12 protein-coding genes and 1 pseudogene are annotated in these 13,803 nt (G+C 70.9%); 4 read left to right on the top strand and 9 right to left on the bottom strand.

Annotated features, from left to right (window positions below):
- Positions 1-1,139: ScyD/ScyE family protein (locus tag ACFUC1_RS17960; protein ID WP_379122242.1), on the bottom strand; the 1,139-nt coding region annotated here is incomplete at its 3' end.
- Positions 1,140-1,424: 285 nt separating this feature from the next.
- Between ACFUC1_RS17960 and ACFUC1_RS17955 the strand changes: the two genes are divergently transcribed.
- Together ACFUC1_RS17955 and ACFUC1_RS17950 are read left to right on the top strand one after the other, a co-directional pair.
- Positions 1,425-2,915 (top strand): alkaline phosphatase, encoded by a 1,491-nt coding sequence (locus ACFUC1_RS17955; protein WP_379122240.1) that lies wholly within the window; start codon positions 1,425-1,427, stop codon positions 2,913-2,915.
- A gap of 82 nt (positions 2,916-2,997) precedes the next feature.
- Complete coding sequence (locus ACFUC1_RS17950; RefSeq protein WP_379122238.1) at positions 2,998-3,546, top strand: hypothetical protein; 549 nt, start codon at positions 2,998-3,000, stop codon at positions 3,544-3,546.
- Positions 3,547-3,794: 248 nt separating this feature from the next.
- On the opposite strand, the gene ACFUC1_RS17945 is transcribed toward ACFUC1_RS17950, so the two are convergent.
- The 3 genes from ACFUC1_RS17945 to ACFUC1_RS17935 form a co-directional block, all read right to left on the bottom strand.
- Complete coding sequence (locus tag ACFUC1_RS17945; RefSeq protein WP_379122237.1) at positions 3,795-4,640, bottom strand: cytochrome c biogenesis CcdA family protein; 846 nt, start codon at positions 4,638-4,640, stop codon at positions 3,795-3,797.
- Positions 4,641-4,740: 100 nt separating this feature from the next.
- Positions 4,741-5,292: a redoxin domain-containing protein gene (locus tag ACFUC1_RS17940; RefSeq protein WP_379122235.1), complete on the bottom strand. Its 552-nt coding sequence runs from the start codon at positions 5,290-5,292 to the stop codon at positions 4,741-4,743.
- A 374-nt stretch (positions 5,293-5,666) separates the two neighbouring features.
- Positions 5,667-6,215: a carboxymuconolactone decarboxylase family protein gene (locus ACFUC1_RS17935; protein ID WP_379122233.1), complete on the bottom strand. Its 549-nt coding sequence runs from the start codon at positions 6,213-6,215 to the stop codon at positions 5,667-5,669.
- Between the two features lie 247 nt (positions 6,216-6,462).
- Between ACFUC1_RS17935 and ACFUC1_RS17930 the strand changes: the two genes are divergently transcribed.
- Positions 6,463-7,863 (top strand): hypothetical protein, encoded by a 1,401-nt coding sequence (locus ACFUC1_RS17930; protein WP_379122231.1) that lies wholly within the window; start codon positions 6,463-6,465, stop codon positions 7,861-7,863.
- Between the two features lie 62 nt (positions 7,864-7,925).
- Here ACFUC1_RS17930 and ACFUC1_RS17925 read toward each other — a convergent pair whose 3' ends face one another.
- Both ACFUC1_RS17925 and ACFUC1_RS17920 read right to left on the bottom strand, forming a co-directional pair.
- Positions 7,926-9,278: a dihydrolipoyl dehydrogenase family protein gene (locus ACFUC1_RS17925; RefSeq protein WP_379122229.1), complete on the bottom strand. Its 1,353-nt coding sequence runs from the start codon at positions 9,276-9,278 to the stop codon at positions 7,926-7,928.
- 165 nt (positions 9,279-9,443) lie between these two features.
- The gene (locus ACFUC1_RS17920; protein WP_379122227.1) at positions 9,444-9,887 is read right to left on the bottom strand and encodes a hypothetical protein; all 444 of its coding nucleotides are present in this window, start codon (positions 9,885-9,887) and stop codon (positions 9,444-9,446) included.
- Between the two features lie 280 nt (positions 9,888-10,167).
- On the opposite strand from ACFUC1_RS17920, the gene ACFUC1_RS17915 reads away from it, so the two are divergent.
- A complete protein-coding gene (locus ACFUC1_RS17915) occupies positions 10,168-11,481 on the top strand; it encodes an alpha/beta fold hydrolase (protein ID WP_379122225.1) in 1,314 nt (437 codons plus the stop codon).
- Here ACFUC1_RS17915 and ACFUC1_RS17910 read toward each other — a convergent pair.
- The 3 genes and pseudogenes from ACFUC1_RS17910 to ACFUC1_RS17900 all read right to left on the bottom strand — a co-directional run.
- Positions 11,478-12,689: an ABC transporter ATP-binding protein gene (locus ACFUC1_RS17910; RefSeq protein ID WP_379122223.1), complete on the bottom strand. Its 1,212-nt coding sequence runs from the start codon at positions 12,687-12,689 to the stop codon at positions 11,478-11,480. The two genes, ACFUC1_RS17915 and ACFUC1_RS17910, sit on opposite strands and share 4 nt — an antisense overlap.
- Positions 12,686-13,540 carry an ABC transporter permease gene (locus ACFUC1_RS17905; RefSeq protein ID WP_379122221.1) on the bottom strand — a complete coding sequence of 285 codons (855 nt, stop codon included), beginning with the start codon at positions 13,538-13,540 and terminating at the stop codon, positions 12,686-12,688. Before ACFUC1_RS17905 ends, ACFUC1_RS17910 begins: the two co-directional genes overlap by 4 nt.
- Positions 13,537-13,803: pseudogene (locus ACFUC1_RS17900) on the bottom strand (ABC transporter); the annotation flags it as partial. The gene ACFUC1_RS17905 and the pseudogene ACFUC1_RS17900, both read right to left, overlap by 4 nt.

Below are 13,803 nucleotides of genomic sequence, written 5' to 3'. Positions count from 1 at the left end.
GCGATGCGGACGACTTCGCCGGTCGGGCCGCCGTGGTTGTCGGCCGGCATGATGCTCCAGTTCGACACGTACACGCCGCCGTTGTGGAAGGCGAAGCCGGACGAGAAGAACAGCGACCCGGTACCAAGGACGGTGCGCTGACCGGACGGTGACACCTTGATGACGTCGCCGGAGGGGTCGGGGCCGAACATGCCGTGGGCCTGGAACTCGGTGGCGTAGAAGTTGCCGCTGGTGTCGAAACCGCAACCCTGGATGCCGGTGAACCCGGTCCACTTGACCGCGGCGTGGCCGTCGGCGATGCGCCAGACGCGTGCGTGGCCGGGGGCGTAGTCGCCACCAAGGAGCTCGCCAACATAGAGCGACCCGTCGGGGGCGGTGGCCACGCAGGTGGGTACGGCGTCCGTGATGGACCCGGCCGGGGTGTCCAGGTACGCCAAGGTGGTCACGGCGCCGTGGCGGTCGACTTTTGCGACCAGGTTCGAGCCGGCGTCGGCGACATAGTGCGTCGTGCCCTGGGTGTCGAGGCCGTTGGGGTTGGCGTCGGGGAACTGGTCGGGTTGAAGGTCCTTGTGGGCGTTGGTCCAGGCGTAGTCGGTGTCGCCGGTCGACGCTATGGCGCTCCACCCCGAACCGGTGACGGCGATGGTGCGGCCGAGCTGGGCGCGGGCCGCTTGGACGACGGGGTCGCCGGCGGCTGCCTGCGGCGGGATGCCGGAGGTGTTGCCGCCGATCTGGGCGTACGTGCGGTTGCCCTGGGTGGACACCGCGACGGCTCCCTCGGCGCCGGTGCCGTCAGCCCCCGCGATGGAGAACAGGTGGTCGACGACGGTGGAGACCTGACCGCTCGAAAGCCGGCTGATGCGTCCGGTCAAGCCCGCGCAGCTCTCGCCTCCGCTTTCGGGGTCGACGCCCAGGCACAGGGTGCCCCCGTGGCCGGCCTCGGCGATGTACAGGTCGCCGTGGGGGTTGAACGCCAGGCCCCGTGGGTTGTCGAGGTTGCGGGCGACGACGGTGACGCCACCGGCCCCGGTCGCGGCAGTGGCGGGCGCAGCCACCAGCCCGAGCCCGGTGAGGGCGGCCGCGCAGACCGCTGCGACGTGACGAAGGTGGTGCCGACTTCTGAAGGCGCGTGGCGACATGGGAGTCTCCCTTGGTCGAAATGGACGCCGAGAGTCTTCTCGCGGAGTCTGACCGGCGCCTCGGGCAAACGGATTACGCCGGCCGCGTCCCCCTGTCGTTCGCTGCTTGCGCGCGCTGGACGCCTGTAGTCATGGCCAGCCGGTGGGGCCTTCGCCCGGTGCCGACTTCGCGGCTGCGCGATGTTCACCTAGCCGTCATGCGGATGGCATGGAGTCCCGCGGGAGCGCTCCTAGGTTGAGCCTGGCGCCGGCCTGGCGCCTCTTGGGAACTGTGAAGGGATTCTCATGCGAAGCTCGATGAAGGCAGCTGGTGCTGCCCTCGGCGTGATGGCGGTCGTCGCTGGAGCGGCCGCCTCCGCCTCCGCTGCCCCTGCGGCCGACGGCAACAACGGCAGGGTCAAGAACGTGATCTACCTGCTCGGCGACGGCATGGGCCGCACCCATGTCGACGCCGCGCGGCTGCGCTACTACGGCGCGGACGGCAAGCTCAACATGGAGCAGATGCCGGTCGTCGGTCAGAACGCCACCTACGCGGTGGAGAAGAACTCGGGTCAGCCGGGTCAGCCCGACTTCAAGCCGAACCTGGTGACCGACTCCGCCTCGGCGGCAACGGCGTGGTCCTCCGGGGTCAAGACCTACAACGCCGCACTCGGGGTGGACGCCAAGGGCAAGGTCGTCCCCACCGTGATGGAGCTGGCCAAGGACGCGGGTTATGCCACGGGCAACGTCTCCACCGCGGAGATCACCGATGCGACCCCCGCCGGTCAGTTCAGCCACGCCCTTGCCCGCGGGTGCCAGGGGCCGTCGTACAGCCCATCCTCGTGCCAGGACCTGGCAGTCACCGGTCAGGCGCTGCCCACGACGGACGTGCGGGTCACCCCCATCGCCAAGCAGATCGCGCGCAACGGCACGGCTGACGTCATCCTCGGTGGTGGCCTGTCCCGCTTCGACGCTGCGGACGAGGACGCCCTCAAGGCCCAGGGCTACGACGTCCTCTCGTCCCCGACCACGCAGACGGTCGCGACTCGCGCGGACCTGCAGGCCGCACAGGCTCAGAAGGTCTTCGGCCTGTTCAACAAGGGCAACCTGACGATCGAGAAGTTCAAGCGGGAGAACCCCGCCGCTCCCCAGGCTGCAGAGCCATCGCTGCCCGAGATGACGTCCAAGGCGATCGACCTGCTCAAGGACCGCAGCTCCAAGGGCAACGGCTTCTACCTCCAGGTCGAGGGCGCCCTCATCGACAAGCGGTCCCACGCGAACGACGCGGCACAGACGCTGGAGGAGACCAAGGCCTTCGACGACGCGGTGAAGGTCGCGCTGGACTTCGCCAAGCGTGACGGGCACACCCTGGTCATCGTCACCGCGGACCACGAGTGCGCCGGCTTCAACATCATCGAGAAGGGCACGTTCACCAACGCCGAGGCTGCGGCGCCGCCCACGAACAACGACGGGGGCAACCCGGCCAACAACTCCGCGACGCTGCGGACGAGCGGCAACGTGAAGGACCCGTTCCGGTCCACGGGACCGATCAACGGCTCGGGTGCCGGCAACGTCAAGAACTTCGCCCCGGCCACCTTCCGCACGGCCGACGACCCCACGGGCGTCACGGACGGAAGCACCGAGGCCAGCCTGTGGCTCACCTACCTGTCGGGTAACCACACCGGGGCGGACGTGCCGGTCTTCGGCTACGGGCCCTCCTCGGAGAAGGTCTCCGGCGAGATCGACAACACCGACCTGTTCGACATCGTCGGCAGCGCACTCGGCGTCACCAAGTAGCACGCACTGGGCCGGTGAGCCCCGGGGCTAGGCCATGGCGCCACCCCGGGCTCACCGGCGTAGCCACCACAGGATGCGACACATGCGCACCAACAACATCGCCCTCACCGCCGCAGCCCTGGCCCTCGCGGGGCTGTTCGCGGCCGGCTGGGCCCTCTCACCGCTCCGAAACCCCGAGAGCAGCCACAAGGCGGGCACAGCTGCACCTGCGGTCGCCCGGACCTCCCTTCCGGGACTGGTAGCGGCCTCGGCCGAGCCGAGGCTGGCGTCGCTGACCCGCCTGACCCCGGCCAAGGGTCAGGCGGTCCAAGCCGCGGGCCCGTTCGACGACCGGTTCACCATGCGCGACCTCACCTTCAACGGGTCGAGTGTGAGCGGGTCAGCCACCATCACCAGCGACGTCAGCGACATCCTCGAGTTCGAGGCCCTCGCCGGGTTCTACGACGCGGGCGGACACCTGGTCGGCACGGCGCGGTTCACGTACCACCACGACGAGTCCGCGGGCCACGCGGACCTCTCCGCGGGCCACACCCCCAACGAGCTGGAAAAGTTCAGCATCGCGGTTCCCGCCAACCTGCGCGGCAAGGCCGTCGCCGCCGCGGTCGGGGTACCCGTCCTTGTCAACGAGTAGGCGCGGCGGGCCTACGCGACGCCGTCGCGCCCTGGCACGCCACGGCCAACAAGGAGTTCACGGGCAACCTGTTCACCCCCAACCATCACGCTGGAGCGCTGAGAGCGCCCCACAAGAGCTCAATGAGTCCCGCGTTGACGCTGACTGCGACGCTCGGCGTGGGGCCTGTGCGCGACTCTCACAGGGAGCCAAGAGCACTGCCGCCGTCCTACCCACTCAGGGCGGGAAGGGTATGCGCCCGTCGTGCATCAGGTGGTGGAGTTGCGCGGACTCGGAGCCTTGGCGTGGTTGGGTCGTTTGCCTCGCAGCCACACCGACATGACTGTGACCAGCGCAAGAACCAACAGCAAGGCAACAACGACACGTCCCGGGCCCGCGGTAGTGGCCACCTGCGAGACCGTGGCCGAGGCCGAGGCAACCCAAGCCACCGGGCCAGGGGCGATCGTGTTGCTGTTGTACGTCTGAAGTTCAACCCAGCCGTACCACAACACGTACGCGGCGACCACGGTCACGACGACACCGGAGGCGCGCCCTACGTGGCGGGTCCACGCACGCACCCGAGTCAGGGACGCCCGCCCAGCAAATCCGACCAGGACCGCCAACACGGTCAGGACCAAACCCATACTCACCGCGTATGCCAGCATCGCCGCTACGCCGGCGACGACCGAGGAGCCACCTGACGTGGTGAACACCGAAACCACCGCGGCCAGGTACACCGGAAGGGTGCACGACAACGACACGGTCGCGTACACAACCCCGTAGGCGACCATCCCCCGGACAGAGCCGTCGACCCGGGCGCGAGCCCGGGGCGTTCGGAACGTCACGTCGTGCCCGAGCAGCAGCAGGACTCCCACCACCAGCAGCGCCACACCGGCCAGCAACGTGGCCACAGACAGCCACGGACCCAAGGTGAGGGACAGCGCAGAGACGGCTACGCCGACGACTGCGAACACGGCGATGAACCCTGCCGTCACCGAGGACCCGACGACCAGGGCACGCAACACCACCCCCCGGGTGGACTGCCGCTGACCCAAGAACAGGGCCAGGTACCCCGGCAGGAGGGCGAACCCGCACGGGTTGAACGCGGCGACCATCCCGGCAGTGGCTGCCAACGCCACCGCACCGTTCATGCGCGGCAACCAGCCGGGGTCGCTCGGTCGCGCGTTCGCACCCGGCGGCGCGCCTGCTTCGGCGTCACCGGGCGCTCGAGGCGGTCGGGTCAGGGATGGTCGTAGTGGGTTGTCCTGGCCCGGCGGACCCGCACAGCAGCGTGCCGTCAGGGGCGCGACTGCACGTCTGCCCCGGTGGGAGGCTCACCGTGGACGTCGCGGAGCCGGTGGCGACCTCAGCGACCCGTGCGTGCAGCGTCTTTTCGTCGAGGCTGCCGACGCGCAGGTCGGCGCGACCGTCCGGGGTGATGAACGCGAAGGACGGCTGCACCGAGACGCCGTACGCGCGCCACACGGTGCCGTTGACGTCCGCCAGGTGGGTCAGACCGGACGTGCCGGTCTGCTTCACGAAGTCGGCCATCGCGCCTTTCGTCCCTTGGCCTGCGACCCCGATGATGTCGACCCGGCCCGCGAAGTCGGCCGCAACCTTGGTGACCGCAGGCGCCTCGCTACGGCAGACGGTGCACCACGGCGCCCAGAACCACAGGACGACCGGTTTGCCTGTCAACGTCGACGGGTCGAACCGGGCACCGCTCACGGTCGCCGGCACGGCACCGATGTGCGCCAACGGTGACACCGCGCTCGTCGTAGGACCCGGCCCCCGTTGCGCTTTGGGGCCCGCGCACCCCGCCACCGCCACGATGGCCAGGACGGCTGCGGCCGCTGCCACGACGCGCCGGCGAACTCGCCCCGTTCTCGGCCCAGCGGGCGTCATCGACCGGCGCGATGGTGAAGGGGCGGCGCGGGTGACCATGGCACCTCCCAGCGGGAAATGGTCAGTTCTCGTGAGCGAAACCCGGTTCAAGCGTCCCACCATTCCCGCCGATAGAGCAGAGCTGACCCCAGCGGTGGACGGCGCCTCGTGCACGATGTGGTCGGCCACGACCCCGCCATGTACGGGCTGGTGGGCGACACCCGAAGACGCCGCCCACCAGCCGCGTTTCGCGCATTTCAGGCGGTCAGCCCTGGCGCTGCCGGCAGGTCGAGCTCGGTGCCGGCGAAGTGGTTGAAGTAGTTCGTGTACAGGTTCACGGCGACGTGCGCGAACGTCTCGGCCAGCTCCTCGGGCGTCCACCCGGCGGCCAGCGCGCCCTGCCACGCGGCGTCGCTGACGGTGCCGGTCTCGGTGGCGATCTGCCGGGCGATGGTGGCGATGGCGGCGAGCTTGTCGTCGAAGTCGATCGCGTCGGCACGAACTGCCACTGTCTGGTCTTCGCTGAGACCAGCCTTCTTGGCCGACACGGTGTGCGCCGACTGGCAGTACTCGCACCCGTTGGCGCTGCCGACCGCCAACGCGATGGTCTCGCGGGTGCGGGCGTCGAACGTGCCGTGCTCCCGGACGGCACCAGACATGGCCGCGTAGGCCGCGAGGACGACCGGCGAGTGGGCCATGCCGGCGTGGATGTTGAGGATCTTGCCCATGCGCTTGCCCAGCGCGTCCAGGGTCGGGCGGGACGCCTCAGGGGCGGTGTCGAGGGTGTGCGCGGGGATGCGGGGCATGCTGGCTCCTTGGGGGGTGGACGTTTCGGGATGCACTGGTGCAACCCGTTGACCGACGCCGAGCCTTCCCGACCCGGACCCGGACCCCGACCGCGACCTCGGCTGTGCGGGAAGCGCTGAGCGGGTTCACTGGGTTCCGCACGTGCACGCCGGCATGCCGTGCCCGTACCGACCGCGCGTCCGAGAGGCTCGGGTGGGGCCCGCTGGTGGAGCTGGCACTCACTGCTCGCAGGGAAAGGGCTTACCTATGGGACTGCGCCGGATGCTGGTCACGGCCTGGCAGGTCACCGAGCCGGTCGACCCGCAGACCCGGCGGGTCCTGGCGCAGCGGTGGGCGGCCCTTCCCGCGGCGTCCCGGACACCGGCGCAGCTGCTCGGGCGCCACGCCGTCGGTTGCGAGGGCACTCACGGGGTGTTCCCGAAGTGCAACCTGACGTGCTCGCCGTGCTACCACTCCAAGGACGCGAACAAGGTTCGCGTCGACGGGTCCCACACGCTGGGGCAGGTTCGTGCGCAGATGTGGCTGCTGCGGCGCCTTCGCGGGCCCCGCGCGCACGCCCAGCTCATCGGTGGCGAGGTCAGCCTGCTGGACCCAGACGACCACGCGCAGGCGCTGCTGGCGATGCGGGCCGAGGGTCGTGAACCGATGTCCATGACGCACGGCGACTTCGACTACGAGTACTTGGAGAAGCTCGTCCTCGGCCCAGGTGGGGCGGTGCGGCTGCCGCGGGTGTCGTTCGCCGCGCACTTCGACTCCCTGATGCGGGGACGGCGCGGCGTGCCCCGGCCGCGCACCGAGGCCGACCTGGACCAGGCCCGCGCCGGGTTCGTGGCCATGTTCGACACCCTGCAGACTCGTCACGGGGTGCGGTCGTACCTGGCGCACAGCATGACCGTGACCCCGGCCAACCTCGACCAGGTCGGCGGCGTCGTCGCCAACGTGGCCTCGATGGGCTACCAGATGCTGTCGTTCCAGCCGGCCGCGTTCGTCGGTGACGACCGCCGCTGGGGGCAGGGCTACCAGGAGGTCACCATCGATGCGGTGTGGCACCAGGTCGAGGCCGGTCTGGGACAGCCCGTGTCGTGGCGGGCGTTCCAGTTCGGCGACACCCGCTGCAACAGGACCGCGTTCGGCGCCATGGTCGGCCGGTCGTGGCAGCCGGTCGTCCACCACGACCGGCCGGTCGAGCTCGCGGCCCGAGACGCGTTCCTGGCCCATTTCGGTGGGGTGAACTTCGGCGGTTCCGGCAGGTTCGCCTTGGCCGGGAAGGTGCTTCGCGTGCTCGCGGCCCATCCGGGCGACGTAGTGCTGGCTGCGCGGTGGGCCCGCTCGGCGGTGACCCGAGCTGGCGGATGGCGCGACGTCGTCAAGGCAGTACGTGCCGGTCGGGTGCGCCCGATGACGTTCGTGGTGCACAACTTCATGGACGCCGCCGACGTCGCGCCCGCGTGGGCGCTCCTGCAGGCCGGGACGGTCGCGGACGACCCGCGCCTGAGGCAGACGCAGGAGCGGCTGTCCGCGTGCACCTACGCCATGGCGCACCCCGAGACGGGCCAGCTCGTCCCCGCCTGTGTGCAGCACTGCGTGCTGGACCCCGGCGAGAACGCCCAGCTGCGCCGGCTGCTGCCGCTGACCGTCCTGCGCTGACCCGCCGCCCGTGCTGCGGGGGTCAGCGGCGCCTGGTCATGGAGTGCGGCCGCGCGGGTCGTCTAAAGCATGGACCCCAGGTCAGAACCGACGCTGGGGTACGCGGCCGTTGCCGACTTCAGCTGCCGCGTCGTCAGGCCAAGCTTGACCGCCAGGGCGAGCGTGTTGACCAGCTCGGCGTAGTCGGGGCCTAGGAGGTGGGCGCCGACGACACGGTCGGTGGCCTGGTCGATGAGGACCTTCGCGGCAGCGGTCGTCTCACCGACGCGGTAGTTGGAGTACCAGCCGCTGGTGTCGTGGAACGCCACACGAAGGTCGATTCCCTGCTCGCGCGCCTCGGACTCCAGCAGGCCGACGCGGGCCAGCTCGGGGATGGTGAACACGCTGGTGGGGACGCCGGCGTAGTCCGGTGCCGTGGTGGAGCCGCGGAGCATGTTGGACGCGGCCACCTTGGCCTGGAAGACCGCGACGGGCGTCAAAGGCGCCCCGGGGGTGTCGGCGCAATCCCCAGCCGCCCACACGGCGGGGTTGGTGGTGCTCTGCAGGTGCGGGTGCACGCTGACCCCGGCGCGGGTGTGGGCCACCTCCGCGGCGGCCAGGTCCAGTCCCTCGAGGTCGGGTTCGCGGCCGGCGCCGTGGACGACGAGGTCAACCTGGACGACGTCCTGCCGCCCCTCGGACTCCACGGTGACGTCGAACGCTTCCCCGTTGGGGCGGATGTCGACGACGCTGGTGCGGCGCCGCACGGTGATGCCGACGTCGGTCCCGCGGTCGACGAGCAGGTCGACCAGGTCAGGGTCGAACGTCTTCAGCGGGTGGGCGCCACGGTCGATGACGGTGGCGTGGCTTCCGGCCCGGGCGACCAGGTGGGCGAACTCGAAGGAGATGAACCCGCCTCCGATAAACAAGATGCGCTTGGGCAGGGTGGCCAGGTCCAGGAAGTGGGTGCTGTCGATGACGTGCTCGTGACCGGGGAAGGTCAGTGGCCGGGGCCGGGCGCCGGTGGCGATGAGGAACCGCGACGAGGGATACGTGGTCCCGTCGACGGTGAGCTCGTTGCGGCCGGTGAAGCGCGCGTTGCCGTGCAGTGTGGTGACGTCGTGGTCGGCCAGGCCGGACTCGATGGATCGGGGAATGGGGTCGGTGAACCCGTGCTTGTGCCGCATCAGGTCGGTCCAGTTGATGCGCAGGTCGGTGGTGTCGATGCCTTTGCCTCGCATGAGGCGGGCGGCCTCGACGACCTCGGCGCCTCGGCGCAGGATCTTCTTGGGGTCGCACCCGCGCAGCGCGCACGTGCCGCCGTACGGCAGCGGGTCGACGATGGCGACGCGCCAGCCGGCGGCGGCGCACTTGGTGGCAGCGGCCACGCCGGCCATGCCTGCGCCGAGCACGACCAGGTCGTAGGGGGACTCCATGGGTGGGCTTCTCCTCGGGTGTGGTGACCGGCGGTTGTGTCGGGCCGGGTTGGTCGGATGGTCTGCGCTGGGACGGTCGTTCGGACCGTTCCGAGTGGGGCGCATGCCGGCGCCCGCCGGCCACGGCTCACCGTGGCACAGGCGGGCGGGACGGTTGGGGCCAGCTCAGGCCCGGCGGCGGGTCAAGGTCACGAACACGGCTCCCGTCACGACCCCGAACACGAGGTGACCCATGAGGGACTTCGCCGCCGTGGCGTCGAGGGTGAACAGGGGCATGCCGAGCTTGGCCGGCATCAGCAGCAGCGGGCCCAGGACCCACCACACGGCGCCGTACACGAGCCCGAGCAGGACGCCTCGGGTCAGGTTGGCGGCGCGCGTGCCGAGGAGGACGCCGAAGCCTGCGCCGATGGCGGCGGACACGACTAGGTGAACCAGCCAGGCGACGGACGTGGACGTGCTGCCCACGAGCATGGCGATCATGGTGATCATGCCCATCATCTGCATGAGCAGGCCGAAGACGACGCCACCGGCCAGGCCGGCGACGGCACCGGTGACGGCACGAGACATCACGGCAGGGGTGGTGGTGTGGGTGTGGGTGACTGCGGTCATGACGTGTCCTTCCGCAAAGGGGTGGACGGCCGGAGGGCCCGGCCGGTCGTGAGCCGCTCGCCGACTGGCGGGTGACCCGTTCGGGGTCTCGGCGATTCCGTGTTGGTGGCGGCTCGCTGCGGAAACCCGCCCACGTCCACGGTTGCTTCCACTACACGTGGGGAGTGGGGGCCCGGAAGCGGTGGCGTACCTCAGCGTGTTCCCTCACCAGGCGTGCCCGGTCAGGACGTCGCAGCCGTGGCTCTGGCACCCCGCTTTGACCCGAAGGAGTTGACCGCCAGTGGACCCGACGAACAACCCCGGCCAGGCGGGCCGGTCCAGTCGCACGGTGCGCTTCCCCGGTGCCGATGGTCGTGAGCTGGTCGGCACGCTGGACCTGCCTGCGTCCGGGCCGCCGCTCGGGTTCGCCCTGTTCGCGCACTGCTTCACCTGCACCCGCGCCTCCCACGCGGCCGCCCACATCGGCGACGCCCTGGCTCGCGGCGGGTGGGGCGTGCTGCGGTTCGACTTCACCGGCCTGGGCGACAGCGACGGCGCGTTCGAGGACTCCACGTTCTCAGGCAACGTGGAGGACCTGCTCGCTGCCGCGTCCTGGTTGCGCCGCCACCACCAGGCTCCGGCCCTGCTGATCGGTCACTCCCTGGGCGGGGCAGCCGTCGTCGCCGCCGCCGAGTCCATACGCGAGAGCAGAGCTGTGGTCACCATCGGTGCACCCGCGCACCCATCCCACGTCACGGCCCTGCTGACCTCCGGCCAACCGGACGCGCAGGGGGCGCGTGAGGTCAGCATCGGTGGCAAACCCTTCCGTCTGCGGTCCTCGTTCTTCGACGACATCGAGCTGCAGCCGCAGCGTGAGCGCTTGGCCCGGCTCGGTCGAGCGCTTCTGGTCATGCACTCCCCGCAGGACACTGTCGTCGGCATCGACAACGCGCGCGTGCTGTTCGACGCGGCCCGGCACCCGAAGTCCTTCGTCGCCCTCGACGGCACCGACCACCTCATGACCGACCCCGCCGACGCGGCGTTCGCCGCCTCCATCATCGTGCCGTGGGCTGCGCGGTACGTCCGCGACGTCGACCCAGGCACCACCGCGGGACGGTCGGGGTCGGTTCCCACCACAGCTGCCATGCCGCAGACGCCTCCTGAGCCGGACAACCCCGGCCCCGGGCACGTGACCGTCACCGAGGAGTCCGCGACGATCGGATACGAGCACCTGGCCCGGGTCCGCGGGCACTCCTGGGTAGTGGACGAGCCCGCCGTCGCAGGCGGGTCGGACGCAGGTCCGAACCCGTACGAGCTGCTGTTGGCGTCGCTGGGCGCGTGCACGTCGATGACGATGCGGATGTACGCCCGGCGCAAGGGTTGGACGCTCGGCCCGAGCACGGTCACGCTCACGCACTCGCGCATCCACGCGCAGGACTGCACCACCTGTGAGTCCGAGACCGGCCTGGTCGACCACGTCCACCGCGACATCCGCCTCGACCCGGCACTGCCGCCGGAGCAGGTGCAGGCGCTGCTGGGCATCGCGGACCGGTGTCCGGTGCACCGGCTCATCACCTCGCAGGCATCGGTGACGACGTCCTTGGTGACCGCCTAGGCCGCAGCGGGACCGCCGGGGGCATCGCCTGCCGCCAACGGCAGGGCGCACACACCGACACCGGTGAGCCGAAGGCCGACCCGGTCGCCCGGACGAACGCTGCAGCCCAGGTCTGCCTCGGCAACCATCCGCAGTTCCTGTCCCGACGTGGCCGCGTGGGCGTGGACCACGGCGCTCTGGCGCAACCCGTGCTGTTGCACGGACGCCACGGCGCCGGTGAACACCACGTCCGGGCTCGAGTGGTGGACCATTCGCAAGCCCTCACAGCGCACCAGAAGCACAGCCGGACCCGACAGCCCCCGCGCAAAGGCGGGCAGCGGCACGCGACCAGCCCGGGAGTGGTGGACGCCGTCGCGTGCCACGCCGGCGACCTCGCTGAAACCACCCAGGACGCGCGCCACTTCCACGGTGGCCGGGCGGTCGTACAGCTCGGTGAGGGTGCCGACCTGCGCCACCCGGCCACCGGTCAGGACCGCAACGGTGTCCGCCTGGCCGGCCTCGTCCAGGTCGTGCGTGACGATGACTGTCGTCGGCTCCAACATGGCTCGAACCTCCGCGAGCAGCTCGTGCATGCTGTGCCGCACGCTCGCGTCGAGGGCGCTGAAAGGTTCGTCGAGCAGCAACACGCCGGGTCGAGAGGCGAGAGCTCGAGCCAGCGCCACTCGCTGTTCCTGGCCGCCGGACAGGGAGCGCGGACGTCGGCGGGCCAAGCCGGGCAGGTGCACCAGGTCCAGGTACCGGCTCGCGCTGGTCCGCGCCTGGCGGCGCCGGACACCGGCGACCCGGTCGGAGAAGGCGATGTTGTCCAGGACGTCCAGGTGGGGGAACAGCAGTGGGCGCTGGAACATCATCGTCATGCCTCGCTGCTCGGGTGGCACCGTCGTGAGGTCGACACCGTTCACGTGCACCTGGCCGCGCTCGGGGGTGTCGAGCCCGGCAATGAGTCGCAGCAGGGTCGTCTTGCCCGAGCCTGAGGGCCCGATGAGGGCGAGCATCTGGCCGGCGTCGACGGTAAGGGTGGCGTCCTCGACGGTCGGGCGGTCGTTGCCCGGATGGGTGAACGTGAGGTTCCGCGCCATCAGCGTCCCGCGGTTGGAGGGCCACCTGCCGGTGGGCGGCGCAGCGGCGCCAGCCCGGCCCTGGAGGGTTCGGGTGCTCGGCGAGGTGTCAGAGTCCGGTCCGGTGCGGGGTGGGTTGGTGGTGGTCACGGGGTGGAACCTCCAGCTGCGGGACGGGACTTGGTGGCAGGTCGGGCCGTCGGCGGGTCGAGCGCGCGCACGACCTTGGCTGCCAGCACGAGCAGCACCAGCGGCGGCAGCACGGACAGCATCGACAGGGCCGCGACCACGGGCTCGTTGCCGACGTTCGACGCGGCTGCGCCGATGAGCATGGGCAGTGTGACCAGCTGCCCGCCACCCACCAGGAGGGTCACCGTGTAGTCGGTCCACCCGACGAGGAACGACAGGAACGCCGCAGCCGCGAGTGCGGCTGCCAGGCTGGGAACCGTCACCCGCGTGTGCGCCTGGGCGGGGGTGGCCCCGAGCAGGCGTGCCTGCTCCTCCAGGGCCGGGTCGAGGTGGGCGTACCGGCTGCCCACCGTGAACACGGTGTACGGCAGGGCGAACACCGTCAGGATGACGATGACAGCGCCGGTCTGCGGGATGCCGGAGCGCAGGACGACGGTGTCCAGGCCCATGCCGACCGCCACGGGGGGAACCCCGACCGGCGTCATCAGCAAGGCGACCGTCAGCCCGCGGCGCCGGATGAGGTTCCAGCCCACCACCCGCCCGGCCGCGGCGCCCAGCACGGTGGCGCACACGGCGACTGCCGCACCGACCGCTGCGGACCTGCCCACAGCGGCCCGGGTGGGTGCGGTCAGGACCTCGCTGAACCCGCGCACGCCCCACCGTTGAGGCAGCACCGCAGGGAACGCCCACCGGTCCGCCACCGCCCACAGGACCAGCGGCGCCAACGGTGCGAGCAGCACCGTGACCGCAGCGAGCGCCGCCCAGCCGCCCTGGGGGCGCCAGCGCGCGGTGGCCCGCACCTGCGAGGTCATCGCAGCGCCCCGATGCGGCGAACGAGTACCGCGCAGGCACCGAGTGCGGCCACGGACAGCAGGGTCAGGGTCAACGCGGCCGCGGCCGCGGCGGGTCGTGCAGCGAGGTCGATCGAGGAGAACAGCCGGTATGCCGTCACTGGGAGCGCTTCGGGCGCGGCCGCGCCGAGCAGCCACGGGACCTCGTAGGAGCCGAGGGTGTAGACGAACACGATGGCGCACGATGCTGCCAGGGCGGGCATCGCCAGCGGCACGGTGACCAT

This window comes from Pedococcus sp. NPDC057267 (genome assembly GCF_042668795.1).
Taxonomy (GTDB): domain Bacteria; phylum Actinomycetota; class Actinomycetes; order Actinomycetales; family Dermatophilaceae; genus Pedococcus.
Note: the sequence above shows the minus strand (reverse complement) of the source record. Positions and strands in the feature narration are given on the sequence as shown.